23 protein-coding genes are annotated in these 26,501 nt (G+C 73.7%); 14 read left to right on the forward strand and 9 right to left on the reverse strand.

The window, feature by feature from the left end; genetic code table 11:
- A partial coding sequence (locus AC27IY_RS48480; protein ID WP_487182048.1) for a hypothetical protein occupies positions 1 to 216 on the reverse strand: 216 nt, incomplete at its 3' end.
- Between the two features lie 179 nt (positions 217 to 395).
- Positions 396 to 3,248, reverse strand: coding sequence for a helix-turn-helix transcriptional regulator (locus AC27IY_RS48485; protein ID WP_487182049.1), 2,853 nt, complete (start codon positions 3,246 to 3,248; stop codon positions 396 to 398).
- 90 nt (positions 3,249 to 3,338) lie between these two features.
- On the opposite strand from AC27IY_RS48485, the gene AC27IY_RS48490 reads away from it, so the two are divergent.
- The gene (locus AC27IY_RS48490) at positions 3,339 to 3,977 is read left to right on the forward strand and encodes a LysE family translocator (protein WP_487182050.1); all 639 of its coding nucleotides are present in this window, start codon (positions 3,339 to 3,341) and stop codon (positions 3,975 to 3,977) included.
- Positions 3,978 to 3,993: 16 nt separating this feature from the next.
- Here the strand turns inward: AC27IY_RS48490 and AC27IY_RS48495 are convergent, their stop codons facing one another.
- Positions 3,994 to 4,893, reverse strand: a complete 900-nt coding sequence (locus AC27IY_RS48495) for a cation diffusion facilitator family transporter (protein ID WP_423447895.1) — start codon at positions 4,891 to 4,893, stop codon at positions 3,994 to 3,996.
- Positions 4,893 to 5,306 carry an ArsR/SmtB family transcription factor gene (locus tag AC27IY_RS48500; RefSeq protein ID WP_344205608.1) on the reverse strand — a complete coding sequence of 138 codons (414 nt, stop codon included), beginning with the start codon at positions 5,304 to 5,306 and terminating at the stop codon, positions 4,893 to 4,895. Before AC27IY_RS48500 ends, AC27IY_RS48495 begins: the two co-directional genes overlap by 1 nt.
- 91 nt (positions 5,307 to 5,397) lie before the next feature.
- Here AC27IY_RS48500 and AC27IY_RS48505 point away from each other — a divergent pair, with 91 nt between their 5' ends.
- The 3 genes from AC27IY_RS48505 to AC27IY_RS48515 all read left to right on the forward strand — a co-directional run bounded on the left by AC27IY_RS48505 (position 5,398) and on the right by AC27IY_RS48515 (position 9,949).
- Entirely contained in the window at positions 5,398 to 6,183 is a 786-nt protein-coding gene (locus AC27IY_RS48505) for an IclR family transcriptional regulator (RefSeq protein ID WP_487182051.1), read from the forward strand.
- Between the two features lie 64 nt (positions 6,184 to 6,247).
- Positions 6,248 to 7,096: a fumarylacetoacetate hydrolase family protein gene (locus tag AC27IY_RS48510; protein WP_423472081.1), complete on the forward strand. Its 849-nt coding sequence runs from the start codon at positions 6,248 to 6,250 to the stop codon at positions 7,094 to 7,096.
- Between the two features lie 48 nt (positions 7,097 to 7,144).
- Positions 7,145 to 9,949 (forward strand): FAD-binding and (Fe-S)-binding domain-containing protein, encoded by a 2,805-nt coding sequence (locus AC27IY_RS48515; RefSeq protein WP_487182052.1) that lies wholly within the window; start codon positions 7,145 to 7,147, stop codon positions 9,947 to 9,949.
- Positions 9,950 to 9,980: 31 nt separating this feature from the next.
- Here the strand turns inward: AC27IY_RS48515 and AC27IY_RS48520 are convergent, their stop codons facing one another.
- Both AC27IY_RS48520 and AC27IY_RS48525 read right to left on the reverse strand, forming a co-directional pair.
- Positions 9,981 to 11,792 carry a spherulation-specific family 4 protein gene (locus AC27IY_RS48520; protein ID WP_487182053.1) on the reverse strand — a complete coding sequence of 604 codons (1,812 nt, stop codon included), beginning with the start codon at positions 11,790 to 11,792 and terminating at the stop codon, positions 9,981 to 9,983.
- A gap of 120 nt (positions 11,793 to 11,912) precedes the next feature.
- Positions 11,913 to 13,976 carry a SpoIIE family protein phosphatase gene (locus AC27IY_RS48525; protein WP_423447903.1) on the reverse strand — a complete coding sequence of 688 codons (2,064 nt, stop codon included), beginning with the start codon at positions 13,974 to 13,976 and terminating at the stop codon, positions 11,913 to 11,915.
- A gap of 132 nt (positions 13,977 to 14,108) precedes the next feature.
- Here AC27IY_RS48525 and AC27IY_RS48530 point away from each other — a divergent pair, with 132 nt between their 5' ends.
- The 4 genes from AC27IY_RS48530 to AC27IY_RS48545 all read left to right on the forward strand — a co-directional run bounded on the left by AC27IY_RS48530 (position 14,109) and on the right by AC27IY_RS48545 (position 16,673).
- Entirely contained in the window at positions 14,109 to 14,279 is a 171-nt protein-coding gene (locus tag AC27IY_RS48530) for a hypothetical protein (RefSeq protein WP_487182054.1), read from the forward strand.
- A 50-nt stretch (positions 14,280 to 14,329) separates the two neighbouring features.
- The gene (locus tag AC27IY_RS48535; RefSeq protein WP_487182055.1) at positions 14,330 to 14,812 is read left to right on the forward strand and encodes a MarR family winged helix-turn-helix transcriptional regulator; all 483 of its coding nucleotides are present in this window, start codon (positions 14,330 to 14,332) and stop codon (positions 14,810 to 14,812) included.
- A gap of 42 nt (positions 14,813 to 14,854) precedes the next feature.
- The gene (locus AC27IY_RS48540) at positions 14,855 to 15,769 is read left to right on the forward strand and encodes an LLM class flavin-dependent oxidoreductase (RefSeq protein ID WP_487182056.1); all 915 of its coding nucleotides are present in this window, start codon (positions 14,855 to 14,857) and stop codon (positions 15,767 to 15,769) included.
- 100 nt (positions 15,770 to 15,869) lie between these two features.
- Positions 15,870 to 16,673: a hypothetical protein gene (locus AC27IY_RS48545; protein WP_487182057.1), complete on the forward strand. Its 804-nt coding sequence runs from the start codon at positions 15,870 to 15,872 to the stop codon at positions 16,671 to 16,673.
- Here AC27IY_RS48545 and AC27IY_RS48550 read toward each other — a convergent pair.
- On the reverse strand, positions 16,630 to 17,724 hold the full coding sequence (locus tag AC27IY_RS48550) for a diaminopropionate ammonia-lyase (protein WP_487182058.1): 1,095 nt from the start codon (positions 17,722 to 17,724) through the stop codon (positions 16,630 to 16,632). The genes AC27IY_RS48545 and AC27IY_RS48550 overlap by 44 nt on opposite strands.
- Positions 17,725 to 17,827: 103 nt before the next feature.
- Here AC27IY_RS48550 and AC27IY_RS48555 point away from each other — a divergent pair, with 103 nt between their 5' ends.
- Positions 17,828 to 19,363 carry an alpha-N-arabinofuranosidase gene (locus AC27IY_RS48555; RefSeq protein ID WP_423472093.1) on the forward strand — a complete coding sequence of 512 codons (1,536 nt, stop codon included), beginning with the start codon at positions 17,828 to 17,830 and terminating at the stop codon, positions 19,361 to 19,363.
- 2 nt (positions 19,364 to 19,365) lie between these two features.
- Here the strand turns inward: AC27IY_RS48555 and AC27IY_RS48560 are convergent, their stop codons facing one another.
- On the reverse strand, positions 19,366 to 20,808 hold the full coding sequence (locus AC27IY_RS48560) for an MFS transporter (protein WP_487182059.1): 1,443 nt from the start codon (positions 20,806 to 20,808) through the stop codon (positions 19,366 to 19,368).
- Positions 20,809 to 20,906: 98 nt separating this feature from the next.
- Between AC27IY_RS48560 and AC27IY_RS48565 the strand changes: the two genes are divergently transcribed.
- A complete protein-coding gene (locus AC27IY_RS48565) occupies positions 20,907 to 21,260 on the forward strand; it encodes an ArsR/SmtB family transcription factor (protein WP_364445266.1) in 354 nt (117 codons plus the stop codon).
- 152 nt (positions 21,261 to 21,412) lie between these two features.
- Positions 21,413 to 22,774, forward strand: coding sequence for a glycoside hydrolase family 43 protein (locus tag AC27IY_RS48570; RefSeq protein WP_487182060.1), 1,362 nt, complete (start codon positions 21,413 to 21,415; stop codon positions 22,772 to 22,774).
- 12 nt (positions 22,775 to 22,786) lie between these two features.
- Here the strand turns inward: AC27IY_RS48570 and AC27IY_RS48575 are convergent, their stop codons facing one another.
- Positions 22,787 to 23,242, reverse strand: coding sequence for a MarR family winged helix-turn-helix transcriptional regulator (locus AC27IY_RS48575; RefSeq protein WP_344205586.1), 456 nt, complete (start codon positions 23,240 to 23,242; stop codon positions 22,787 to 22,789).
- A gap of 91 nt (positions 23,243 to 23,333) precedes the next feature.
- On the opposite strand from AC27IY_RS48575, the gene AC27IY_RS48580 reads away from it, so the two are divergent.
- The 3 genes from AC27IY_RS48580 to AC27IY_RS48590 all read left to right on the forward strand — a co-directional run bounded on the left by AC27IY_RS48580 (position 23,334) and on the right by AC27IY_RS48590 (position 26,462).
- A complete protein-coding gene (locus AC27IY_RS48580) occupies positions 23,334 to 23,777 on the forward strand; it encodes a YybH family protein (RefSeq protein ID WP_344205585.1) in 444 nt (147 codons plus the stop codon).
- A gap of 67 nt (positions 23,778 to 23,844) precedes the next feature.
- Positions 23,845 to 24,960, forward strand: a complete 1,116-nt coding sequence (locus tag AC27IY_RS48585; RefSeq protein ID WP_487182061.1) for a MerR family transcriptional regulator — start codon at positions 23,845 to 23,847, stop codon at positions 24,958 to 24,960.
- A gap of 179 nt (positions 24,961 to 25,139) precedes the next feature.
- Complete coding sequence (locus AC27IY_RS48590) at positions 25,140 to 26,462, forward strand: MFS transporter (protein ID WP_487182062.1); 1,323 nt, start codon at positions 25,140 to 25,142, stop codon at positions 26,460 to 26,462.
- The last annotated feature ends 39 nt before the right edge of the window (positions 26,463 to 26,501 follow it).

Here is a 26,501-nt window from a genome sequence, read left to right on the forward strand (position 1 = left end):
CGGGGGCGCGGGGGCCGGGGGCGCGGAGATCAGGCCCGCGGAGGTCAGGCCGGGGGTCAGGCCCGCAGAAGTCAGGCCCGCGGAGGTCAGGCCGGAGGTCAGGTCCGCGGAGGTCAGGTCCGTGGGGGCCGGGTCCGTTGGGGGTGGGTCGTCGGGGGCGGGCTCGCCGCCGGGGTCCTGCCGGCCCGGACGCGGCGCTGGTGGGGTTTCGGACACGGGGAAAGTGTCGCGGCGGCGGCACGGAAGGGGGAATGGGGAGCCCTATGGGGAAAAATCCCCATTTGGAGAGCGGCATGGGAACCCCATGGGGGATCAGGGAAACCACGCGAGGGTGGGGAACCAGCCCTGGAAACGGTGTCGGGAGCTTCGCCGGTCAGGGAGGTTCCGCGCGGGCCTCAGTCGAGGAGGCGGGCGAGCTCCGTCCGTGACCGGGCGCCGACCTTGCGCATCGCCGCGCTCACATGCTTGTCCACCGTCTTCGGCGACAGGAACAGCTCCCTGGCGATCTCCTGGTTGGTCAGCCCCTCCGCCGCCAGCCGGGCCACCTGCTCCTGGCGGGCCGACAGCACGTGGTCGTCCCCGCCGCGCGCGGGCGCGACCGGCGACGGGCGGAGCCCCCACCGGCGGCCCAGCCCGGCCGCGCGGTCCAGGTCCCAGCGGGCGCCGAGCTCCCCGTACAGGGTGACGGCCCGGCCGAGCCGGGTGGCGGCGGCGGGGTCGTCCAGGGTGAACAGGCAGGCGGCGGCCTGCTCGTGGGCCTGCGCGGCCTCGTACCTGGCGGGGACCGCCTCGAAGGCGTCCGCCGCCGCGGCGAACTCGGCGGCTGCCTCCGCCTGCCGCTCGCCGGCGGCGGCGAGCAGGCCCCGGGCGTACGCGAGCGACGGCCCGGCCAGCGGGGCGTCGAGCCCGTCGAGGCGGGCGGCGTACGTGGCGACCGTGTCCGCGGCGTCCCCGGCCCGGCCCGCCGCGAGCAGCGCCTGGGTGAGCGCGGGCAGCGTGCGGACGGCCACCGGCCACAGGCGCGCCGCCTCCCAGTGGACGGCCGCCTCGGCCGCCACGGCGAGCGCCGCCTCCGGCTCGCCCCGGAGCGCGGCCAGGCGCAGCAGCACGGTCAGGGGCAGGACGAGATCGTCGACCTGCCCCCGCGTCTGGGCCATGGCGACCACGTCGAACAGGAACGGCGGCGCCGACTCCGGCCGCCCCTGGATCGCGGCCAGGCAGGCGCCCACCGCGTCCACGATGATCCGCTCGTGCGGCTCGTCGCCGAAGTGCTCGCGCAGCTCCTCCAGGCGCGCCGCGAGGCCGTCCCACGAGCCCTCGACGTAGTCGGCCACGGCGATGATCACCAGGGAGCGCAGTTCGAGCCGTCCCCGCAGGTCGGGTTCGGCGCCGTCCTCGATCGCGGTCGTCACCAGGCGGCGGCCGGCGCGGTGGTGGCCGGGGAACAGGCTGGCCCCGCCGATGGAGCGGTAGGCGTTCACCTCGCGGCGCAGCAGCCTGCGCCCGCCGGTCTCGCGCAGCAGGTCCTCGGCCAGCCCGGCCCAGCGGGGGTCGCCGATCACCACGAAGATCATCGCGATCTTGCCGAGGACCAGCATCCGCATGGCGGGGTCGGCCACGGCGGGCAGCGTCGCGAGCGCCCGCTCCAGCCAGGCCATGGCCTCGTCCTGCGGCACGGGGCTCGGCGGGCGGCCCACGCCGACCATGGCCCAGGCGGCGAGGCCGGGCTGGCCGGGCTCCCCCGGGCGGCCGGTCAGGTCCTCGGCGGCCGCGGCGAAGGCCTCGCCGATGCGGGCCTCGTCGGTCCGCGTACGTTCCAGGTGCAGCGCGAGCAGCAGGCGCAGCGTGCCGCGGAGCGGGCGGGGCACGTCCTGCTCCAGCGCGGCGGCGATGAGGCCGGCGACGGGCGGGGGGCGCAGCAGCTCCAGTGCGGCCCAGCCGAGCCTGACCGTCAGCTCCGCCCGGCGCGCCGCCGGCGGGTCGGTCTCGCTCAGCATGTCCGCCAGCAGCCGCGCGGCCTCGGCGTCGTCGCCCAGCCTGGACGCCTGCTCGGCGGCCTCGGCGGCGGTCTCGGCCCACTGCTCCGTACGTCCGGCGTGCCGCAGGTGGTGCGCCAGCCGTCCGAGCGGCACCGGCCGCAGCCCGCGTACGGCGTCGGCGGCCTCGGCGTGCAGCGCCCGGCGGCGGCCGGCCGGGATGGCCTCGTACACCGCCTGCGCCGCCAGCACGTGCCGGAACCCGACCAGGCCGCCGGCGTCCGTGAGCAGCCCGGAGCCGAGCACCTCGTCGATCGCCCCGGCCTCGCCGGTGGCCAGCAGGCCGATGGGCACCGGCGTCTGGAGCACGGCGACCCGCTCGGCCACCTCCTTGGCCCCGGCGGACAGCCGGGCGACGCGCTCCTGCACCGAGGCGCGTACGCCGCTCGGCACGTCCAGCTCCTCCAGGGCGCGGCGCGCCCAGCCGCCCTCCCACCTGATGAGCGTGCCCCGGGTGCGCAGCAGCGCCAGCAGCTCCTGGACGGCGAGCGGCAGCCCGGACGCCCGCGCGCACAGGTGCTCGGCGAACTCGGCCGTCACCTCCTCCGCCCCGAGGATGGCCGAGGCCATGACCCGGGTCTGGGCGGCGTCGAGCGGCGGCAGCACCAGGTGCTCGCGCCGGATCGCGTCGGGGAGGCGGGCGGTGATCCCCCGGACCGCGGCGGGCGCCTCCTCCCCCCGGTAGGTCAGGACGACCCGGAGCGTGCCGGGCGGCGTCCCCGGCAGCACGGACATCAGGTAGGTCAGGAACTCGACCGTCTGATCGTCCGCCCAGTGCAGGTCCTCCACGACCAGGACGGCCGGGCCGAGCGCGGTCAGCACCTCGGCGAGCCCGCGGAAGACCCGGTGCCGCTCGGCCGCGCGGTCGTCCAGCGGGGGCGGCGCGGGCGGCAGCGCCGCGGCCAGCTCGGGCAGCAGCTCGCGCAGGGCTCCGGCGACCGGCGACAGGGCGGACTCCCCGAGGTCGGCGGCCCGGCCGCGCAGCGCCTCCACCAGCGCGCCCAGCGGGAACGGCTCCCTGATCTGCAGGCAGGCGCCGCGCAGCACCCGCAGGCCGGTCACGGCGGGGCCGTCCAGCAGCTCGGCGACCAGCCTGGACTTCCCGATCCCGGCCTCGCCCTCGACCACGGCCAGGACGGGAGAGGCGACGGAGATCAGCTCGACGAGCCGGGCGAGCTCCTTCTCCCGCCCCACGAGTATCGGGGAGACCATCCGCCCAGCTTGCATCGGATCATTCAACTGCACCCGGAGTCATCGGGCAATGTCATCTCTCGTACTGGTCGTCCAGGTAAAGTCGCGCATGTGACGATCGGCAGCTCCTTGTGGTCATTCGCGCTCGTCGTCGGGTTGCTCACCCTCACGCCGGGGCTCGACACCGCCCTGATCCTGCGGACCGCGGCACTCGGACGCCGCCGGGGCGCGTGGGGCGTGGTCCTGGGGATCCAGGCGGGCACGCTGATGTGGGGCGCGCTCACCTCGCTGGGCGTGACGGCCGTGCTCACCGCCTCGCACCTCGCGTACGAGGCGCTGCGGTGGGCGGGGGCGGCGTACCTGGTGTGGATGGGCGCGCGGATGCTGATCGGCACCTTCCGTGGGGAGGCACCCGGCGACCAGGGCGAACCCGAGGCCACCGCCGTGCTGGACAGCATGAAGCGCGGCTTCCGGCAGGGCCTCACGACGAACCTGCTCAACCCGAAGGTGGGCGCGTTCTACGTCGCCGTGCTGCCGCAGTTCATCCCGGCGGGGGCCGCCCCGCTGGCGATGGGGGTGCTGCTCGCCTCGGTCCACGCCGCGCTCGGGCTGATCTGGTCGACGGTGCTGGTCGCCTTCGCCCGCGTCCTGCGCGAACGGCTGAGGACGACCCGCGCGAGGCGGCTCCTGGACCGGATCACCGGGACGGTGATCGCGGCCTTCGGCGTCCGGCTCGCGCTCGGCGACTGAGCCGCCCCGGGCAGGCTTACCAGCCGATCTCGTCGCAGCCGGTGTGGTCGTGCGGCTCCACCTGGAGGGTGGCGTGGGCCACGCCGTGACGCCGGCGGAGCAGGTCGCGGGCCTGGTCGAGCACCGCGTGGTGGTCGTCCTGGTCGGCCGTGACGAGGTGGGCGGTGGCGACGTTCATGCCGGAGGTGAGCGTCCACAGGTGCAGGTCGTGGACGTCGCGCACGCCCTCGATGGCCGCGAGGTCGGCGGCGACGGCGGCGGCGTCGAGCCCTTCCGGCACGTGCTGCCCGAGCACGGCGAAGACCTCCCGGCCGAGCGAGACGGCCCGTACGGCGACGAACACGCCGATGGCCAGGGCGATCAGCGTGTCCCAGAACACCTGCCCGGTCGCCGCGATGAGCCAGCCCGCGACGACGACGCCGACCGAGCCGGCCGTGTCGGCGACGACCTCCAGGTAGGCGCCCTTGACGTTGAGGCTCTCGCGCGCGCCGGCGCGCAGCAGGACCAGCGCGACCAGGTTGACCGCCAGGCCGATCGCGCCGACGACGAGCATCGGCCCGGCGGAGACCTCGGCGGGCCCGCCGATCCGGCCGATCGCCTCGGCGACCACGTAGACCGCGACGCCCAGCATGAGCACCACGGCCAGCAGCGAGGCGAACACCTCGGCCCGGTAGGAGCCGTAGCTGCGCCGGCCGGTGGTGTCGGGGCGGGTGGCGATCCGGGTGGCGACCAGCGCCGCGCCGAGCGTGACCACGTCGGCGGCCATGTGCCCGGCGTCCGACATGAGGGCCAGCGAGCCGGAGAGCAGCCCGTAGACCAGCTCGACCACGAAGAAGCAGCCGATCAGGGCGAACGCGAGCGCCAGCCGCCAGCGGTGCCGTCCGGCCGCGTGCCCGTGCCCGTGTCCCGCGCCCATCACCGGTCTCCGGAGCGTTCGGGGTGGATGGCGTCGGTGTGCTCGGTGTGGGCGAGCGCCAGGTCGAGCAGCATCCGTACGTGCGGGTCGGCCAGCCGGTAGTAGGCCATCCGGCCGGCCCGGCGGGCGGCGACGATGCGGTGCGCGCGCAGCAGCCGCAGGGCGTGGGAGACGGCGGACTCGCTCTGGCCGGTGACGGCGGCGAGGTCGCACACGCACAGCTCGCCCTCCAGGAGGGCGACGAGCAGCTTCAGCCGGTTCGTGTCCGACAGCAGGCCGAAGACGTCGGCCGTGTCGGCGAGGTCGTCGCCGGGCGGCATCCGCTCGCGCACGGCGGCGACCCGGTCGGCGTCCACGACCTTGAGTGCGCAGCCGTCCACGGCGGTCACGCTCACATCTGAAGAGTTGTTCATATGTCTATTGTGTCGCTGGGACAGAGGTTGTCAACAGACCCCAGAGACGGCCAACTTTCGTTTGACGGAACGATGGTCTAATGTTCGGAACGTGTCGCGAGCCACTCCTGACGATCCCGCCGCCGAGACCCGGCTCGTCGGGGCCGACCGCGTGCTCGCGGTGCTCGCCGAGCTGGCCCGTCACCCCGACGGCATCGGGCTGGAGGAGATGGCGCGGGCCGTGTCGAGCCCCAAGCCGACCGTGCACCGCGCGCTGGCGGCGCTGCGCAGGGCCGGGTTCGCTGCGCAGCACGGCCACGGCCGCTACGTGCTGGGCGACGAGTTCCTGCGGATGGCCTTCGCGCACCACGAGGAGCGTCCCGACCACGTCCGCGTCACGCCGATGCTGAAGGCGCTCTGCGACCGGCACGGCGAGACCGTCCACTACGCGGTGCTGGACGGGGCCTCGGTGGTCTACCGCTCCAAGCTGGATCCCCCGATGGGGGCGGTGCGGCTGACGTCCGTCGTGGGCGGGCGCAACCCGGCGCACTGCACCGCCGTCGGCAAGGTGCTGCTGGCCCACGCCTTACCCGACGAGGACGCGGTCCGCGCCTGGGTGGGCGGCCGGACGCTGGAACGCCGCACCGAGCGCTCCATCGGCACGGCCGGCGAGCTGCACGCCGAGCTGACCCGGGTCCGCGAGCAGGGCTACGCGGCCGACGACCAGGAGAACGAGCCGGGCGTCAACTGCGTCGCGGTCCCCGCCTACCTGACCTCGCCCACCTCGCCCAGCGGCGCGATCAGCGTCAGCGGCCTGGCCTACCGCACCCCGCTGCGCGCCCTGATCGACGACCTGCCCGCCATCCGCGCCATCGTCTCCGGAGAGGACCTCTCGTGAACGGCCACCGTGGAGAGCGGCGCCTGCCCACGCCCTACTGGAACCCTTTCTGAAAGAGATCCCCGTGCACCTCATGCGCATCGGCGCGCCCGGCGCCGAGAAGCCCGTCGTCCGCATCGACGAGCATCACTACATCGACGTCTCCGACGTCACCCCCGACTTCGACGAACGCTTCTTCGCCGCCGGCGGCGCCGCGCTGCTCGCCGACAAGGTCGCCACCGGCCGGCCGCAGGAGTTCGCGGGCGAACGGATCGGCGCGCCGATCGCCCGCCCGCACCAGATCCTGTGCATCGGGCTCAACTACAGCGACCACGCCGCCGAGACCGGCCAGGCCGTGCCCGACGAGCCGATCCTGTTCACCAAGTCGCCCAACACGCTGGTCGGGCCGTACGACGACGTCCGCATCCCGCGCGGCTCCACCAAGACCGACTGGGAGGTGGAGCTGGGCATCGTCATCGGCAGGCGCACCTCCTACCTCGACTCGGCCGAGGAGGCGAAGGACGCGATCGCCGGCTACTGCGTGGTCAACGACGTCAGCGAGCGGGCGTTCCAGATGGAGCGCGGCGGGCAGTGGAGCAAGGGCAAGTCAGCCGAGACCTTCAACCCGGCCGGCCCGTGGCTGGTCACCCCCGACGAGATCGCCGACGTCAGGAACCTCGGCATGTGGCTCGACGTCAACGGGGTGCGCCGGCAGACCGGCACCACCAAGAACATGATCTTCGACCCGTACGTCATCGTGCACCACCTGAGCCAGTTCATGGTGCTGGAGCCGGGCGACCTGATCAACACCGGCACCCCGCCGGGCGTCGGCATGGGCCACGACCCGCAGATCTGGCTCCAGCCCGGCGACGTGATGGAGCTCGGCATCGAAGGACTCGGCAGCCAGCGCCAGAACGTCGCCGGACCGCGCTAGCGCCCGGCCCCCGCACCATCGCAAGTCCCCAGTGAAGAGAGCACGACTGTGATTCACGCCCGACCGTCCCGTCTGACCGCCCCCGACCCCGCCGTCCTGTCCCGCGTGGAGGCGGCGGTGCCGGGCATCGCCAGGACCAGGGCGAGCGACCGGCTCGGCATGGCCCACGACGCCTCGCACTACCTGCTCACCCCGGAGGCGGTGCTGGTGCCGGAGAGCGCCGGGCAGGTGGCGGCGCTGCTGCGGACCGGGCTGCCGGTGACGTTCCGCTCCGGCGGCACCAGCCTCAGCGGTCAGGGCGTGAGCGAGCACCTGCTGGTGGACACGCGCCGGCACTTCAGGGACATCAAGGTGCTGGACGGCGGCGCGCGGGTGCGGGTGCAGCCGGGCGCGGTGCTGCGCCAGGTCAACGCCCGCCTCGCGCCCTACGGCCGCAAGCTCGGCCCCGACCCGGCGAGCGAGTCGGCGTGCACGATCGGCGGCGTGGTCGCCAACAACTCCAGCGGCATGACCTGCGGCACCCACGCGAACACGTACCGGACGCTGGAGTCGATGACGCTCGTGCTGGCGAGCGGCACGCTCGTCGACACCGGCGCGCCGGACGCCGACGAGCGGCTGCGCGCGCTCGAACCCGAGCTGGCCGAGGGCCTGCTGCGGCTGCGCGACCGGGTGCGGGGCAACCCCGACTCGGTGCGGCGGGTCGAGGCGCAGTTCTCGCTGAAGAACACCATGGGCTACGGCCTCAACAGCTTCCTCGACCACGACTCCCCCGCGCAGATCCTCGCCCACCTGGTCATCGGCAGCGAGGGCACGCTCGGCTTCGTCGCCGAGGCGGTGCTGCGCACCGTGCCCGCGCATCCGCTGGCCGCCACGGGGCTGCTCGTCTTCCCCTCCCTGGGGCGGGCGATGGCCGCCATGCCGGAGCTGGTGGCCGCGGAGCCGGCCGCGGTCGAGCTGCTGGACGCCGAGTCGCTGCGGGTCGCCCAGGCCGACCCGAAGGCCGACGACGTGCTGCGCTCGATGGAGGTCGCCGGGCACGCGGCGCTGCTGATCGAGTGGCAGGAGTCCGACGCCGACGTGCTGGCCGGGCGCGAGCGGGCGGCCGAGGAGGTGTTCGGCGCGCTGGAGCTGGCCGCGCCGGCCCGGCTGAGCCGCGACGCCGGCGGCCGGGCCGCGCTGTGGCACATCCGCAAGGGCCTGTACGCCGCCGTCGCCGGTGCCCGCCCCTCCGGCACCACGGCCCTGCTGGAGGACGTCGCCGTCCCGGTGCCCGCCCTGGCGGGCCTGTGCGAGGAGCTGAACGCGCTGTTCGCCAAGCACCGTTACGAGCGCAGCGTCGTCTTCGGCCACGCCAAGGACGGCAACCTGCACTTCATGCTGAACGAGCGCTTCGCCACCGACCTGGAGCGCTACGCCGACTTCACCGAGGACCTGGTGACCGCCGTGCTGGAGCGGGGCGGCACGCTGAAGGCCGAGCACGGCACCGGCCGGGTCATGGCGCCGTTCGTCCGCCGCCAGTACGGCGACGAGCTGTACGAGGTGATGCGCGAGGTCAAGCGCCTGTGCGATCCGGCGGGCACGCTCAACCCCGGCGTCGTGCTCACCGACGCCGACGACGCGCACCTGCGCGACCTCAAGAACGTGGTCACCGTCGAGCCCGAGGTCGACCGGTGCGTCGAGTGCGGCTACTGCGAGCCGGTCTGCCCCAGCCGCGACCTGACCACCACGCCCCGCCAGCGCATCGTGCTGCGCCGCGAGCTGGCCGCCGCCCGCGAGGCGGGCGACCGCGCGCTCGCCCGCGCGCTGGAGGCCGACTACGGCTACGACGCCGTGGACACCTGCGCCGTGGACGGCATGTGCGCGACCGCCTGCCCCGTCGGCATCAACACCGGCGACCTGACCAAGCGGCTGCGCGCCGAACGCCACGGCCGGGCGGCCCGCGCCGGCTGGAACGGAGCCGCCAGGCACTGGGACGGCGTCACCCGGGCGATGAACCTGGCCCTGGACACCGCGGCGGCGGTCCCGCCCGCGCTGGCCGAGGGCGCGAGCCGGGCGGCCCGCGCCGTCATGAGCGCCGAGGCGGTGCCCCAGTGGAGCCGTGACCTGCCCCGGGGCGGAAAGCCCCGCCTCCCGGTCCCGGCCGCCGCGCCCGACGCCGTCTACCTGCCGTCCTGCCTGAACACGATGTTCGCCCCCGCCGACGGCGGGCCCGGCGTGATGGCCGCGGTGCGGCGCCTGGCCGAGCGGGCCGGGGTCACGCTGCGCGTCCCCGAGGGCGTCGCCGGCCTGTGCTGCGGCACCCCCTGGTCGTCCAAGGGTTACACCGACGGACAGCGGACGATGGGCGAGCGCGTCCGCGAGGCGCTGCGGGAGGCCACGGACGGCGGGCGGCTCCCGGTGATCACCGACGCCGCCTCCTGCACCGAGGGCTTCCACCGCCTGGGCCTGGAGTCGGCGGGCGTGCGGGTCGTGGACGCGGTCGCGTACGCCGCCGAGCACCTGCTGCCCCGCCTGACCGTCACCCGCCGCCTGCCCTCGCTGGCGCTGCACCCCACCTGCTCCTCCACGCAGCTCGGCCTGGACGCGGCGATCAAGCAGATCGCCGAGGCCATCGCCGAGGAGGTCGTCGTCCCCCAGGGCTGGCAGTGCTGCGCCTTCGCCGGTGACCGCGGCCTGCTGCACCCGGAGCTGACCGCCTCCGCGACCCGGGCCGAGGCCGCCGCGGTGCGGGCCGGGAAGCACGCGGCCCACGCCTCGGTCAACCGTACGTGTGAGCTCGGCCTGACCCGCGCCACCGGGGAGCCCTACCACCACCTGCTCGAACTCCTCGACCGGTGCACGGGTTCCGCGTGACGCGCCGGCACGTCCCGTGCATGCAGGGAGGTCAGCCCGTGATGAGCGTGACGACGTCCGGGGCGTAGTCGTGGCGGACGCCGTCGGTCCCGTGGAAGACGATCCGCTGCGTGCTCCCCGTGCCGGCCAGCACCGGGAGCGGCACCGCCCACCGGTGGACGCCGTCCGAGACCAGCGGGCCGACGCCGGCCACCGCGCTCCACGACCAGTCGCCGGGCGCGCCGGTCTTCCGGTACAGCGTGTCGTTCTCGATCATGTACTCGGCGCCGACGGTGTGCACCGGCCAGCCCGTCCGGGGGTCCTCGTCGGTGTCGACGAAGACGTGGCGCTGCGCGTACGGCAGGGTGAAGCGGGCCTGGTAGATCGCGTCGGCCCCGATCACCGACGCCGTCGCGCCGCTGATCGGGCCGGAGCCGGCCGTCACCGACACCGCGCCCGACCGCGCCGAGACCCGGTCGGTCGTGTCGCGGGCCCGCACCGTGAAGGCGTAGGTGCCGCCGAGGGTCAGGCCGCCCACCGTGACGCCGGTCAGCGTGCCGGGCACGGCCAGCTCGCGCACGCCGTCCCGGTAGACGTCGTAGAACTGGACGCGGTCGCCGGGGTCGGCGTCGGTGGAGGCCGTCCAGCTCAGCCTGACGCTGGTCGGGCCGATGTCCGAGGCGACCGGGGTGCCGGGCGTCGTCGGGGCGTTCGCGCTGGCCGCGGCGGTGGTCACGGTCAGCGCCCGGCTCGCGTCGGAGGTCCTGCCCGCCTTGTCGCGCGCCCTGACGGTGAAGGTGTAGGAGGTGGCGGGCGCGAGCCCGGCCACGTCGTACGTGGTCGCCGCCGGCGCGAAGTCCGCCTGCGTGCCGATCTTCACGCCGCCCTGGTAGACGTCGTAGCCGACCGCGCCGGGGCAGAGGGCCGAGGTCCAGCTCAGGCGGACGCTCGTGGCCGTCACCTGGCTCGCCGCCGGCCTGGGGGGCGCCGCCGGGGCCGTGCCGCCGCTGCCCTTGGCCGCCGTGACCTGCTCCGCGTGGTACGGCGGCAGCCGGTCCCACGGGTTCGGCAGCACGTCGTCGGTCACGTACACGTAGCCCGCGTTGTTGGCCTTCGACAGGCTCATCACGGTGGCCAGCCCCGACGCGGGCACGTCGTAGACCAGGTGCCAGATGCGCCTCGGGTCGTGGCGGGCCTCCCACGCCGCCGGCAGGTACGACCCCTGCCGGTCGAGGTAGGAGCCGTAGGGGCCCTCGAAGGTGACGAGGATGTCTGCGGCGTCCGCGTAGCACGGGTTCGGGGAGACGCCCGGGTTGGCGATGGTGGTGGCGCCCGGGTGGTATTTCTTCACGTACGCGGTGGCCTCGCGGTAGAGGCTCACCCAGGCGTCGCCGACGCCCGCCGGGCCGCAGAGGCTCTGCGCCTGGTCGAAGAAGATGCCGTCGATCGAGGAGCCGTAGAACCGGTACCACTTGTTGACGTCGGACTGGATCTGCGCCCGCCAGTCGTCGGCCGAGACCGAGCCGAGCCGGGTGCCGAAGCCGGTGGTGCCGAAGTAGCCGGTGTCCACGTAGCCGATGACCTTGATGCCGGCGTCGTGCGCGGCCGCCAGCGCGTCGGCGTAGGCGGGTCTGGCCTCGTCGTCCGGGCCGTTGGCGACGTTGGCGACCAGGAGGCCGGGCTTGCCGGCCGCGGTGTTCATGAGGCTCCAGTCGGCGGCGGTGCCGCCGCTCGGCAGGAAGTAGGCGGGCACCGCGACGCGCTGGCCGAGCACGGCGTCCGCGGCCTGGGCGGGCGCGGCGGCGGTCAGCGGAAGGGCCAGGAGCACGGCTGCGAGCACCGTGCGCAGGCGGAGATCGTGCATGTGCGGCCTCTCTCGCTGGAAACAGGGCGTTCACGCCACCACGACCCTGCCACGGCCACTGCCGCTCCGCCACTTTAAGAGACTATTTCGTCACAGAAAGTGGCGCCGGCCGGACGGCTGTCAAGAGGTACGGGTCCGCCGGGGGCGGGGCGGCAGCCGCAGGGCCATGACGGCGATGTCGTCCAGACCGGTCGTCGGAAGCTCGTCCAGCAGGGCGTCACAGAAGTGGTCCACGGGCCGGGCGGCGAGCCGCTCGGCGGCCAGCCGGAGCCGTTCCAGGCCGCGGTCCAGGTGCTCGCCCGGCCGCTCCACCAGGCCGTCGGTGTAGAGGAGGAGCGTGCCGCCCGGCGGCAGCGGCTCCTCACCCGACGGTCGCTCCCCGCCGGGGGTGAGACCGAGCAGCGGACTCACGGCCTCCTCCAGGAAGCGGCCCCGGCCACCGGGCTCGACCAGCAGCGGCGGCGGGTGGCCGGCCACCGCGTAGTCCAGCCGGTAGCCGTCGCCCGCGGGCTCCACGCGGGCGCACACGCAGGTCGCGGTGATCTCGCCGGCCAGCGACTCCATCGCGGTGTCGAGCCGCGAGAGGACGTCCCCCGGCGGCTCGCGGCGGTCCATGGCGAGCGCCCGCAGCATGTTGCGGATCTGGCTCATGGAGACGGCGGCGTTCAGGTCGTGGCCGGCCACGTCGCCGATCACGAGCACCGGGACGCCGTCGGGCAGGACGAAGGAGTCGTACCAGTCGCCGCCGATCTCCGCGGCGGCCGGGCTCGCCCGGTAGCGGGCCACGATGCGCAGTCCGGGCAGGCGCGGCGGCTCGGCCAGCAGGCTGTACTGCAGGGCCAGCGCGACCTGCTGGGTCCGCTGGAACCGGATGGCCCGGCTCAGCGCGTCGTGGGTGTGGTCGAACATCAGGTCCAGCAGCCTGGCGTCCTCCTCTCCGATGGGCGGGCGGTCCCCGCAGGTCACGGCCACGACCACGGCGGGCACGGTCCCGTCGACCACGACGGGCAGGATCAGCGCGCCGTTGCCGCCGCTGTCCCTCACCCACGCCCGGGCCGCGTCGGGGACGACGCCCGGTGGCGGCGAGCCGGCCGGGAACGTCTTGCGCACGGGCCGGCGCCGCCGTACGGCCTTGACGAAGGCGTGCCGCCCCGCCAGCCGCTCCTCGACGTACGGCACCGGGATCTCCAGGCCCTCCCTGACGGCGGTGGCCAGTCTCCGGACGATGAGCGGCGCCTCGCCCTGGCGCCCGTCGGAGAGGTCGGTGACGAGGTAGACGCTGCAGCCGTCGGCCATCTCCGGCACGATCACCCCGGCCAGCGCGTTCAGCATCTCCTCCAGGCTGCGCAACTGCGCGGTCACCTCGGCGGCGCGGTCGAGCAGGCGCTGCGCCCGCTGCTCCCGCCACTGGTCCTCGATGTCGGTGCTCGACCCCACCCACTCGACCACCCGGCCGTCCTCGCAGATGGGCACGGCGCGGAGCTGGAAGTGCCGGTAGCCGCCGTGCGCGGTGCGCAGCCGGTAGACGTGCTCCCACGTCCTGCTGACGTCGTTGACGGCCCGCGCCCAGGACTTGATCGTGGCCCGGCGGTCGTCGGGATGGACCGCCCGCAGCCAGCCCTGGCCGCGGTACTCCTCCCACGTCTGGCCGGTCACCCGCTCCCAGTTCCGGCTCGGCTCGCTCACGAAGCCGTCGCGGCTGGTGACCCAGATGATCGGCGCGCTGATCTCCATGAGGCTCGCCAGCCGGCGCAGGAGGCGGCGGCGCTCCTCGGCGATGGCGGCGATCCGGTGGGCCCTGCCGACCTGGTCGGTCACGTCGATCACCATGGCCAGCACGCCGTGGTCGCCGGGGCCGAAGGAGATCCGCGACAGGCTGGCGGTGAAGAACCGCTCGGGCTCGGGGCGCTCGGCGGAGGGCAGCTCGGGCTCGGCCAGGATCATGATCGGCTCGCCTGTGGCGTGGACGTGGTCCATGCGCGGGCGGTAGTAGCGCCGGACGAACCTGTAGAACGACTCCTCCACCGACACCTTGCCCTTGGGGTCCCTGAACAGCGACCGGAACAGGGCGTTCGTGTAGACCAGCCGGTGTTCGGGGCCCCGCGTCACCACGACGCCGACCGGCGCGGGATCCAGCATCTCCAACGGCAGGCCGCTGTCCTCACGGCCCTCGTCCGCACCCATGGTGACCTCCCCCGATGGTCACGTGTACGGGTGCCCTACCCGGTGAGTGGCGCTCGATGCCGCCCGCCGGATGTGCAGGATGCACACCGTGCGTAGAGTGCATCCGGACATTAACCCTAAAAGGGGACAAATTTGCATTCCGCACCATCCTCGCGATCCGGCGGCATCGTCAGCGTGCTCGCCGTGGCCGGCATCGTCGGCTCCCTCATGCAGACGCTGGTGGTGCCGCTGGTCGGCGAGCTCCCCCCGCTCATGCGGAGCGTCTCCGCCTGGGTCCAGAACCTGGCCGGCCGGACGAACTGACGGGCCATCGGGGGTTAGTTCGTGGCACGAATTTCCCATACGCTGGGCGCGTGACAGGAGAAGAGGACGGGCGGATCGGCGTGGTGGCCGCGCTGGTGCGCGGCGCGTTCCTGGTGAACGCCGTCTACACCGAGTCCGCCAGGGAGTTCGGCATCACGGCGCAGCAGGGCCAGCTGTTGTGCGTGCTGATGCCGGGGCCGTACGGGATGGGCGAGCTGGGCGCGACGCTGGGGCTGGCGAAGTCCAGCCTGACCGGCCTGGTGGACCGCACCGAGCGCAACGGCCTGGTCCGGCGCGGGACGGACCCGCGCGACTCGCGGGCCGTGCGGATCGCGCTGACCAGGAAGGGCGCCGAGCTCGCCGAGCGGTTCTACGCCGAGACCTGCCGCCGCGTGGAGCGGCTGACGGCCGAGCTGTCCGAGGACGATCGCGACACGCTCGCCGCGCTGCTCGGCTCCGTCGTGACGGCCAACAAGGTGCCCGTGGTGTTCCAGGAACCGGCCCCCGGAATTGAAGTTCGCGCTACGAACTAATATGGTTCGTAGTACGAACTTACTTCCACGGAAGGCGTCATCATGTCCGCATCCGGCGTTGTCTTCGGTTTCGGCGCACACAGCGGCGTCGGCGAGGCAGGCGAGCTGTTGCGCCTGGCCGAGCAGGCCGACCGCGACGGGCTCGACCTGTTCTCCCTGTCGGACCACCCCTACCTAGGCGGTCGCCTGGACGCCTACGCCGCGCTCGGCGTCGTCCTCGGCCGCACCCGGCGTCTCTCCGGCCTGGTCAACGTCACCAACCTGCCGACCAGGCCCGCACCCATGCTGGCCAGGACCGTCACGTCCCTGTCCGCGCTGGCGGACGGCCGCGTCGTGCTCGGCATGGGCGCGGGCGGCCTGTGGGACCGGATCGCCGACATGGGCGTGCCCCGGCTGTCGGCCGGCGCGGCCGTGGAGGCGTTCGAGGAGGCGATCGTCCTGGTCAGGCTGCTGTCCGGCGGCGGCCCGCCGGTCACCTTCGAGGGCCGCCACTACCAGGTGCGCGGCATCGAGCCGGCCCCGGTGGCCGCTCCCCCGGTGTGGACCGGCTCCAACGGCCCGAAGTCGCTGGCTGCGACCGGCCGGGTGGCCGACGGCTGGATCCCCGGCCACGCCGCGGACTGGCTGAGCGAGCGCTACCGCACCTCACGGCCCGTCATCGACGAGGCCGCGGCGGCCGTCGGCCGCGACCCGGGCGAGATCCGCACCGTCTACAACCTGCCCGGCCGCATCACCGACCGGCCGCTCGCCGCCACCCGCGACCGCGACGGCCGCTGGCTCGGCGGCTCGCCCGCCCAGTGGATCGAGGAGCTGACCGGGGCCGTGCTCGACCACGGCGCGTCCGGCTTCATCCTCTTCTCGGCCGAGCAGGGCGTCGCCGACCAGGTCTCGCTCGGCCGCTGGGCCGGGGAGATCGCCCCCGCCGTACGCGAGGCGGTCGCCAAGGAGCGTGGCTGAGGGGGTGTTCACGAGCAGAAGTCGGTGATCGTGCCGGTGAGCACGGCGCTCAGGCTCAAGATCACCGATAGGGTGCGCCGGAAGCAAAGGAGCCGCTGACGTGTCACCCTCAACCCCGTTGGCCTGGGCGGCGGCCCTCACCGCCGCGGCCTACCCCACCTGGGACACCTGGTTCGACTGGTCCTCCGCGTTCACGGCGTCCAGCCTGTCCGAGAAGTACTACATGAAGGACGCCTACGGCGGCTTCACCGAGGGCGTCGTGGGCTGCGTACGCTTGTACGACTCGGTCGACCGCTCCCCGTTCCTGCCGTTGCGCGACGACCTCGCCACGCTCACCGAACTCGCCACGACCTGGGCCGTGCCGGTGCTGGTCGTGCTGGTCGCCCTCTTACGGCGGCACTCGGCGACGGCGGGACCGCGGGCCGCCTGGGCGCTGACGCTGATCGCGCTCGTCCGGCCGCTGTCGGCCGACTACCAGGGGGACGACATCTGCGATGGCTCGCTGTCCATGTTCACCCCGGACTGGTTCGAGGCCCTCTCCGGCGGCTGGGGGCTCTATGAGCTGTGCCTGCTGGCGGCTGCCCTGCTGGTGCTGCTCGCGTCCGGCTCTCCGGCGCCGCCGGTCTCCGGGCGGCGCGCGCTGAAGGCGATCATGGATGTCCTGGTCGTGTACGGGCTGGTGGCCCTCGTGCCGCTCGTCACCGAGAACGAATCCCTGCGTGCCGGTCTGCTGCACCAGCTCCAGTTCGACGACATCCGCGACCATCCCGCCCGGCTCCTGGTGCTCGTGCTGCCGGTCGGCTACCTCCTGTGGAGGCACGGGGACGTCTCGGGGAACATGGCGTCCTCTCACCTGGGGGTCAGGGCTCGGCGTGCGGGTTGGCGTCCGGGCCCTCGGTGCTGAGCAGCACGGCCACCGAGGCGGGGCCGAGGCCCAGCGCCGCCCGGTGCCCGGCCCCGTCCGCGCCGCCGAGCAGCGCGCGCAGCCCGGCGAGCGCGGCCGCTCCGCAGGGCCCGGAGCGTACGCCGAGCGCGGCGAGGTCGGCGGCGGCGCGGGCGCTGTCGGCGTCGCGGACGGCCACCGCGGCGTCCAGCCCGTCCCGCAGGAAGGGCCAGGCGATGCTGGAGGGGGTGCCGCAGTTCAGCCCGGCCATGGTGGTCTCGCCGGTGGCGACGCTGACGGGTGCGCCCCGGGTGAGGCTCGCGAGCACGCACGCCGCGGCCTCCGGCTCGACGGCCACCAGCGCCGGCGGGTTCCCGGAGCGGCGGCTGCGGTGGTGGGTGACGACGGACTGCGCCAGCGACCCCACGCCGACCGGCACGGACACCAGGTCGGGCCCGTCGATCCCGGCGGCGGCGAGCTGCTCGTCGATCTCGGCGCTCAGAGTGGAGTAGCCCTCGACGATCCAGCCGGGGACGCGCTCGTAGCCGGGCCAGGCGGTGTCCTGGACGAGGACCGCGTCCGGCGCGGACGCGGCCTCGGCGGCGCGGCGCACGGCCTCGTCGTAGGAGCCGGGGACCTCCGTCACCTCGGCCTCTTCGGCGGCGATGGCCGCGACGGCGCGCGGATGCACGCCGCGCGGGACGAGGACGCGGGCGCGCTGCCCGAGCAGGCGGGCCGTGCGGGCCACGGCCCTGCCGTGGTTGCCGTCGGTGGCGGTCACCAGGGTGACCGGGCCGTCGTCGTCGCGTTCGGCGAGCACCCGGTGCACGGCCCAGGACGCCCCGAGCGCCTTGAACGCGGGCAGTCCGAGCCGCCGCGACTCGTCCTTGACGAAGACCCTGCCGATCCCCAGCTCCGCCGCGAGCGGCGGCAGCTCGGTCAGCGGGGTGGATGCGTAGCCGGGCAGGGAGGCGTGGAAGCGGCGCACCTCGGCGGGCGCGGGGGCGCACCTCCAGGCGCGGGCGGCGGGCGGCGCGAACCAGGGACTGCGGAGGGAGGCGTTCTGCGGCACTTTCCCAGGGTGCACCGGTACGCGCCGGTCGTGCGTGGGGACGCGCGCTAAGATCGCCCCAGAAAGCGCTTTCCACCCCCGTCAGACAGCAAGGTGCGCCTCGATGACCCACCCCGTCGTGCCCGCCATCGTCAACCTCGACGTCCCCGGACCGGTGATCAGCCGGCACCTCTACGGCCACTTCGCCGAACACCTGGGCCGCTGCATCTACGGCGGCTTCTACGTGGGCGAGGACAGCGACCTGCCCAACGCCGGCGGCATCCGCCTCGACGTCGTGGCGGCGCTGCGCGCCCTCGACATCCCCAACCTGCGCTGGCCGGGCGGCTGCTTCGCCGACGAGTACCACTGGATGGACGGCGTCGGCCCGAAGGAGCGGCGCCCCTCGATGGTCAACACCCACTGGGGCAACGTCGAGGAGAACAACCACTTCGGCACGCACGAGTTCATGGAGCTGTGCGAGCTGCTCGGCGCGGAGCCGTACATCAGCGGCAACGTCGGCTCCGGCACGGTCAGGGAGATGAGCGACTGGGTGGAGTACCTCACCCGCGACGGCGACTCCCCCATGGTCCGGCTGCGCAAGGCCAACGGCCGCGAGCGGCCCTGGCGCGTGCGCTTCTGGGGGCTCGGCAACGAGGCATGGGGCTGCGGCGGCCACATGCGCGCCGAGCAGTACGCCGCCGAGGCCCGCCGCTTCGGCACCTACTGCCGCGACCACGACGGCAACACGCTCTACCGCATCGCCGCGGGCGCCAACGCCGCCGACTACGCCTGGACCGAGACCCTGATGAAGCAGCTCGGCGACCTGGGCTGCGCCTACCGGCCCGCGCCGTTCATGCAGGCGCTGTCGTTCCACTACTACACGATCCCGGGCACCTGGCAGGACAAGGGCGCGGCCACCGTCTTCGACACCGACGACCACTACCGCACGATGGTCCAGGCCGCCCGCGTGGACGAGCTGATCACCGGCCACTCCAACGTCATGGACTGCTACGACCCCGGCAGAAACGTCGGCCTGGTGCTCGACGAGTGGGGCACCTGGTGGAACGTCGAGCCGGGCACGAACCCCGGCTTCCTCTACCAGCAGAACACCCTGCGCGACGCGCTCGTGGCGAGCGTGCACTTCGACGTCTTCCACCGGCACGCCGGCCGCCTGGTCATGGCCAACATCGCCCAGACCGTCAACGTGCTCCAGGCCATGATCCTCACCGATCCGGACAGCGGGGCGCTCGTCCTGACGCCGACGTACCACGTCTTCGAGATGAACAAGGGCCACCAGGACGCCACCTCGCTGCGCGTGGACCTGCCCGCCGGCACGCCCGAGCGCGCGGTCGGCGACGCGCGGCTCGCCACGGTCTCGATGTCGGCCAGCCGCAAGGACGGCCGGGCGCTGTTCTCCCTGTCCAACCTGGACGCCGACGAGCCGGCCGAGGTCGAGCTGGACCTGCGCGGCGGCGCGCTGACGGAGGTGAGCGCCCGGATCCTCACCGCGGGCAGGCTCCAGGACCACAACACCCCGGACGCGCCCGAGGCCGTCGCGCCCCGTCCGCACGAGGTCACCGCCACGCGCGCCGGCCTGCGGGTCCACCTGCCCGCCCGCTCCTTCGTCACCGTGACGGGGCGCCTGGAACCGGACGCATGAGCTCAGCCGGCCGCCGCGGGCGACGGGTCGGGCCGGGCCGCCCCGGGCGCGTCGCGGCGCGGGCGGGGCAGCGCGAGCGTGACGAGGAGCCCGGCGATCATCGCCGCCGCCGTCAGCAGCACGACCAGGAACTCGCCGTCGGCCATGGCCGCGCGCAGGGCCTCTCCGGCCTTGCCCTCGGTGCCGAGATCGGCGATGAACGTGAAGACGGCCAGGCCGATCGCGTTGCCGATGTTGAGCGCGGTCGAGGCGATGCCGTTGGCCACGCCCTGCTCGTGGGCCGGGGTGCCGGTGGCGGCGGCGATCCACATGGCGGTCCAGACGATGCCCTGGCCGACGCCGGAGACGACGAGACCGGGGACGAGCAGGCCGTACCCGGCGCCGGCGTCGAAGCCGAGCGCGAGCACGGCGGTGCCGACGACGCCGACGGCGAAGCCGGTCAGCAGCGTGGCGCGGTTGCCGAACCGGGTGGCGAGGCGTTCGCCGGCCTGGGTGCCGGCGGCGATGGCGAGCGACGGGATGAGGAAGGCGAGCCCGGTCTGCAGGGCGCTGTAGCCGTGGACGCTCTGCATGAGCACGGTCAGGAAGTACGGCAGCACGCCGAAGGTGGCCATGTAGATGAAGGTCACCAGCATGCCGACGGTCAGGCTGCGGTTGCGGAACAGCCGGAAGGGCATGAGCGGGTCGGCGCTGCGGGCCTCGACCAGCGCGAAGATCACCAGCAGGACGGCGGCCAGCACGAACGCCCCGGCCACGAGCGGGCTGCCCCAGCCCATCTCGGGCCCTTCGACCAGCGCGAACACCAGCAACGTCGAGCCGCCCGTGACGGTGAGCGCGCCCGGCATGTCGAACCGGCGCCGCTCGCGCCCGGCCGGGTCGCGCGGAATGACGGCGAGGGCGGCGAGGGCGACGATCCCGGCGAGGGGGACGTTGACGAAGAACACGGCCGGCCAGCCGAAGTGCTCGGTGAGCAGGCCGCCGAGCAGCGCGCCGATCGTCAGGCCGCTCGCGCCCGCGCCGCCCCAGACGGCGAGCGCGCGGTTGCGCTGCGGGCCCTCGGCGAACAGGCTGTTCAGCAGCGCCAGCGTGGACGGCAGGAGCAGCGCGCCGCCGATGCCCTGGATCGCGCGGGCCACGATGATGACGGCCGGGGTCGTCGCCAGCCCGCCGGCCAGCGAGGAGACCGCGTACAGGGTCAGGGCGAGCACGAAGATGCGGCGGCGGCCGAGCAGGTCGGCCGCCCGGCCGCCGAACAGCAGGAAGCCGCCGGCGAAGACGACGTACGCGCTGACCACGAGTTGCTGGGTCTGGCCGGGGAAGCCCAGGTCGGCGCCGATCTGGGGAAGCGCGACGAACACGATGTTGAGGTCGAGCGCGTAGATGAGCTGGGCCAGGGCGAGGAGCGCCAGGGTCCAGCCGAGTCGCGGCACGGATGGTGTCGACATGGAACGCCCTTCACGGGGGAAGCAGGAAACGAATGTACGAGTACCTACGTACAGTCGAACTATGCCACACCGTTCGACGATCGCAGTACAGTGGGACCATGACCTTCCGCCACCCCGACCGCGACCAGATCCGGATCGAAGACGTGCTGTCGGCGCTGGGGAACTCCGTGCGCCTGGAGGTCGTGCGAGTGCTCGACGCCGGCGGCGAGCACAACTGCACCAGCGTCCTCCACCGGCTGGGCATCACCGCCAAGTCGACCATGACCCACCACTGGCGGGTGCTGCGCGACAGCGGCGTCATCTGGCAGCGGCCCTCCGGCCGGGAGAACCTGCTGGTCCTGCGGCGCGACGACCTGGACGCCCGCTACCCCGGGCTGCTCGACGCCATCCTGTCCGGCGCCCGCGCCGACGACGCCCTCGAGCAGCACGAGCGCGCCGCCGCACCCGCCTGACCCCGGGCCCACGGCGTCCAGGGCCTTGACTGCCGGTGATGTTCACGTTGACACTCGTGCACAATCCCCTTCGCTCGGCTGTTATCGCGAGCCCAGCCCAGCAGTGTTAGCGCTAACATCCGCCACCCCCCGACAGGAAGGGCCGTACCGCGATGTACCGCAGAAGAGCACTCATCCTGCTCGCCGCCTTATGCGCGGCGCTCGGCGTCGGCGTCTCCCCCGCCTCCGCCGCGAACACCGCCTACGTCTTCGCCTACTTCACCGAGTCCCCGAACATGAACGGCGCCAACTACGGCCTGCACCTCGCCGTGAGCCAGGACGGGCTCAACTGGACCCCGCTCAACCAGAACAACCCCGTGGTCACCCCGACCGCCGGCACCCTCGGCCTGCGCGACCCGTTCATCCTGCGCAAGCAGGACGGCACGTTCGTCGTCCTCGCCACCGACCTCAACGGCACCGATTTCGGGCAGAACAACCAGTATCTGCACGTGTGGGACTCCACCGACCTGACCTCCTTCACCGGCTACCGCCGGATCAGGATGCACAACCTGAACACCCACACCTGGGCCCCGACCGCCTTCTGGGACGCCTCCCGAGGCCAGTACGGCATCGTCTACTCGGCGAACAACGGCAGCACCGACGTCTTCATGGTCAACTACACGACCGACTTCCGCACCGTCACCGCCAACCAGGTCTACTTCAGCCCCGGCTTCCCCGTGCTGGACGGCGACATCGTCGTGGACGGCTCGACCTTCTACCTGTACTACAAGAACCTCTCCAACGGCCTGCTGTACGGCGCCCGCTCCAGCACCGGCGCCGCCAACAGCTACACCACGTACACGAGCGGCCTGCGCCAGGGCAACGCCATCGAGGCCCCGCTGCTCGTCAAGAACAACGACGGCAGCGGCTGGCGGCTGTGGGGCGACTCCTTCAGCCCGGTCAACAACGACTACTACGCCTGGTCCACCTCGAACGTCGGCGGCAACTCCTGGACCGCGCTGAACCAGCGCGCCTACACCCCGCCGCTGAACGCCAAGCACGGCTCCATCGCCGGGATCAGCGCCACCGAGTACAACGCCCTCGTCTCCCGCTGGGGGCTGCCGAGCTGGACGCGGCTGAAGTCGTCGAACTTCCCCGACCGCTACGTCCGCCACTACGACTACGCGGGACGGCTGGACGCCTATCCCTTCGACCCGTACCAGGACCAGCTCTGGCGGATGGTGCCCGGCCTGTCCGACTCGGCCGGGGTGTCGTTCGAGTCGGTCAACTATCCGGGTCGCTACCTGCGGCACTACGACTACGTGATCCGGCTGGACGCGAACGACGGCACCGCCGCCTTCCGCTCCGACGCCACCTTCTACCGGGTCGCGGGGCTCGCCGACTCGGCCTGGTCGTCGTTCCGCTCGGCCAACTACCCCGACCGCTACCTGCGGCACTTCAACTACCTGCTGCGCATCGACCCGGTCAGCACCGCGACGGACCGGGAGGACGCGACGTTCCGCGTCACTCCCTGATCCCCGCGCCGGTCAGGAGCCGGAGCGCAGCACCTCGGCGGCCTCCTGGTAGGCGGCGGCGGCCCGGTCGAAGTAGTCGTACAGGATCTCCAGCTGCTCCGGCGAGTAGCCGGCCAGGATCTCGCCGACCTTCCGCCGGGCGGGCGCCAGGACCTGGTCGAGCCCGGCGGGCCGGCCCGCCGGCTCGACGATCACCTTGCGGCGGTCGTCGGGGGCGGGGACGCGGCGGACGTAGCCGGCCTGCTCCAGCCGGTCGATGAGGCGCGTGGTCGGCCCGGTGGTCAGCCCGGTGCGGGCGCCCAGCTCGCCCGGGGTCATCGCGCCGGCCAGTTCGAGGACGTTGAGCGCGTACAGGTCGGTGGCGCCGAGGTCGCACGCCTTGGCGCCGGCCTGGCCGTGCAGCATCACCGCGCTGAGATAGCGCCGGTAGCGCCGGCTCGCCTCCGCCTGTGCACCTGTCGTTGACACCCGGTCCTCCACTCCCTATTCTCTTCCTCAGAGAAGATAAATCTTCAGAGAAGAAACTTCTCCTCTGCAGGCACTACGATAGGGGCTCACCATGACCGGCACCACCACTTCCCCCGACCTCGCCGCCGTCACCGCCGTACTGCGGCGCAGCCAGGACGCCTGGAACGCCGGCGACGGCGCGGCCTACGGCGCCTGCTTCACCGACGACGCCACCGACGTCACCTTCGCCGGCACCGTCTACCAGGGCGGCGCCGAGATCGGCCGGGCCCACCAGGCCCTGTTCGACAGCTTCCTCAAGGGCACCCGCCTGACCATCGAGATCGTCGACTTCCGTCAGTACGGCGACACCGCCGTCGTGGTCACCCGCGGCGAGGTCGCCAAGGGCACCCCGAAGAAGCTCGGCAAGCTCGCCACCTACACCCTCGTCCGCCAGGCCGGCGGCCAGTGGCGCATCGCCGCCGTCCAGAAGACCAAGCACAAGCCCCTCATGGAGGCCGTCTCCTTCGCCTTCCAGCCCGCCACCCGGCCCGCTTGACCTTCCCCTTGGGACAGACGGCAGCATCGTCGGCACCGGCCACGGCGGCCGGGGACGAGGAGGAGCGGTGCCGCTGCTGACCATCGGGGCCTTCGCCCGCGCCGCCCGGCTGTCGCCGAAGGCGCTGCGGCTGTACGACCGGCTCGGGCTGCTGCGACCGGCGGCGGTGGACGGCGAGTCCGGATACCGGTTCTACGACCCGGCGCAGCTGGAACGGGCCCGGCTGATCGCCTGGCTGCGCCGCCTGGGCATGCCGCTGGCACGCATCCGGCGCGTGTGCGACCTGCCCCCGCCCGCGGCGGCCGGCGAGATCGCCCGCTACTGGGAGCAGGTGCTGGCCGACACCGCCGCCCGCGGTGAACTGGCCACCTTCCTCGTCGACTACCTGTCGGGGAGGGGAAGCACGGTGGACGAGACGGCGAGCCTGCTCGGGCTCCGTTACGCCGCCCGTACCGAATCGGGACTGGTGCGTACGAGCAACGAGGACGCCGCCTACGCCGGCCCGCGGCTGCTGGCCGTGGCCGACGGGGTGCGGGGCCCCGGCGGGGACCTCGCGAGCGCGGCGGCCATCGACGCGCTGAAACCACTGGAGACCCTGGCCGTGCCGGCCGGCGACCTGCTCGGCGCGCTCTCGGACGCGGTCGGCGCGGCCGAGCGCGCCATCGGGGAGATCGCCGCCTCGGCGGAGACGGGCGAGGAGGCGGTCACCACCCTCACGGCGCTGTGGTGGGCGGGGTCCCGGCTGGCGCTGGTGCACATCGGCGACACCCGGGCGTACCTGGTGCGGGACGGCGAGCTGTTCCGGATCACCCATGACCACACCTACGTCCAGGCTCTGGTCGACGAGGGCCGGCTGACCGTGGAGGAGGCGGCCTCGCACCCGCAGCGCTCGCTGCTCGCGAGGGCGCTGACCGGCGCGGGCGGCGCCCTGCCCGAGCTGTCGCTGCACGGGGCCGCGGCCGGCGACCGTTACCTGCTGTGCTCCGACGGGTTGTCCGCTGTGGTGCCCGACCACTCGCTGCGCGAGGCGCTGACCGGGCCGGGCGGGCCGGAGGAGGCGCTCGACGAGCTCATCGCGCGGGCCTACGCCGCCGGCGCTCCCGACAACATCGCCTGCGTCGTCGCCGACGTGGTCGGCCTGGAGGCCCGGCAGGCGACGGCCGATGAGCACGAGGGCAGGTGACGGCCCCATGAACGCCCTGGTCGGAGGTCGAGCGGGCGGCCGGGCGGGCGATCGGACGGGAGGCCGGGCGGGAGCCCGGATCGGCGGGCGGACGGGAAACCAGGCGGGAGCGCGGGCGGGAGGCCGGGCGGGTGCGGGCGCTTGGTGCGTACACGGTTGATCGGCGGCCGCTTGCGGTCGTGGCCTATCGGCGGCTGTGGGCCGCCTCGGCGGTCTGCGCGGTGGGTGGCTCCTTCAGCGTGGTGGCGGTGCCGGCGCAGCTCTTCGCCGTCGCCGGCACGTCGGCGGCCGTGGGCGCGGCGGGGGCGGTGTCGTTCGGCGCACTGGTCGTGGCGGCGCTCTGGATCGGCGCCCTGGCCGACGTGGCGGACCGGCGCACGGTGCTGCTGGGCGCGCAAGTGGGCCTGGCGCTCACGTACGCGGCCCTGTGGGCGCACGCCGCGTTCGGCGGGCGCTCCGTCCCCCTCCTGCTGGCGCTGGTCGCCTGCCAGGGGCTGAGCCTCGGCGCGATCATGACCACGATGGGCGCGGTGGTGCCCAGGCTCGTGCCGGCCGAGTTGCTGGCGGCGGCGAGCAGCCTGACGTCCCTGACCCGCTACGCCGGGTCGATCCTGGGGCCGGTGCTGGCCGGTGTGCTCGTTCCGGTGACCGGGGTGGCGACGTTGTACCTGCTGGACGCCGTCGCGCTGCTGTCCGTGGTGTGGGCCGTGCTCCGGCTGCCGCCACTGCCTCCCAACCCCGACCCAGCCGGCCCTAGCCACCCAGCCGGCCCTACCGACCCGGCCGAGCCTGCCGCCCCTGCCGATCCGACCGCCCCTGCCGACTCGGCCGCCCCTGCCGGCTCGGCCGGTCCCGGGGCCGGCGGGCGACGGACGGCGGGCGGGCTCGTGCTCGCCGGGCTTCGCTACCTGGCGGGCAGCCGGCTGCTGGTGGCGGTGCTGGCGGTGGACCTGGCGGCGATGGTGCTCGGCATGCCGACGGCGCTGTTCCCCGAGCTGGCCCAGCACACCTTCGGCGGGCCGACGGGCGGCGGCCCGGAGCTGGGGCTGCTCTACGCCGCCTATCCGGCCGGGGTCCTCGCGGCCGGCCTGCTGTCGGGCACGTTCACCCGGGCCCGCCGCCACGGCGCTCTCATGGCGGCGGCCGCGGCGGCGTGGGCTCTCACCGTCGTGGCGCTCGGAGCGGCCCCGTGGCTGTGGCTCGCGCTGGCGGCGCTCGTCGCCGGCGGCGCGGTCAACTTCGTGCTGAGCACCTACCGCAACGCGATCACGCAGGCGCACGCCCGCGACGCGGTGCGCGGACGGATCCAGGGATCGCTCACCGTCGTCCTGTTCGGCGGCCCGCAGCTGGCGAACCTGCTGCACGGCGCGGCCGCCTCGGCGCTCGGCCCGCGTACCGCGATCGTCGCAGGCGGGCTGCTCACGGCGCTGACCGTGGCCGTGGTCGTCCGGGCGGTGCCGGAGCTGCGTCGTTACACCGTCACCGCGCCGGACGAGCATTGACCGGAAAACGGGGAAGGGGAAGCGCGACCGCGAGGAGAC

The sequence above is a fragment of the Nonomuraea sp. B208 genome (assembly GCF_057536035.1).

Excerpts from the sequence above, each read along its gene's own strand:
- AC27IY_RS48570 (WP_487182060.1), top strand. The coding sequence starts at position 21,413 with ATGTACCGCAGAAGAGCACTCATCCTGCTCGCCGCCTTATGCGCGGCG.
- AC27IY_RS48485 (WP_487182049.1), bottom strand. The coding sequence starts at position 3,248 with ATGGTCTCCCCGATACTCGTGGGGCGGGAGAAGGAGCTCGCCCGGCTC.
- AC27IY_RS48565 (WP_364445266.1), top strand. The coding sequence starts at position 20,907 with ATGACCTTCCGCCACCCCGACCGCGACCAGATCCGGATCGAAGACGTG.
- AC27IY_RS48560 (WP_487182059.1), bottom strand. The coding sequence starts at position 20,808 with ATGTCGACACCATCCGTGCCGCGACTCGGCTGGACCCTGGCGCTCCTC.
- AC27IY_RS48520 (WP_487182053.1), bottom strand. The coding sequence starts at position 11,792 with ATGCACGATCTCCGCCTGCGCACGGTGCTCGCAGCCGTGCTCCTGGCC.
- AC27IY_RS48500 (WP_344205608.1), bottom strand. The coding sequence starts at position 5,306 with ATGAACAACTCTTCAGATGTGAGCGTGACCGCCGTGGACGGCTGCGCA.
- AC27IY_RS48540 (WP_487182056.1), top strand. The coding sequence starts at position 14,855 with ATGTCCGCATCCGGCGTTGTCTTCGGTTTCGGCGCACACAGCGGCGTC.
- AC27IY_RS48525 (WP_423447903.1), bottom strand. The coding sequence starts at position 13,976 with ATGGGTGCGGACGAGGGCCGTGAGGACAGCGGCCTGCCGTTGGAGATG.
- AC27IY_RS48555 (WP_423472093.1), top strand. The coding sequence starts at position 17,828 with ATGACCCACCCCGTCGTGCCCGCCATCGTCAACCTCGACGTCCCCGGA.
- AC27IY_RS48580 (WP_344205585.1), top strand. The coding sequence starts at position 23,334 with ATGACCGGCACCACCACTTCCCCCGACCTCGCCGCCGTCACCGCCGTA.
- AC27IY_RS48495 (WP_423447895.1), bottom strand. The coding sequence starts at position 4,893 with ATGGGCGCGGGACACGGGCACGGGCACGCGGCCGGACGGCACCGCTGG.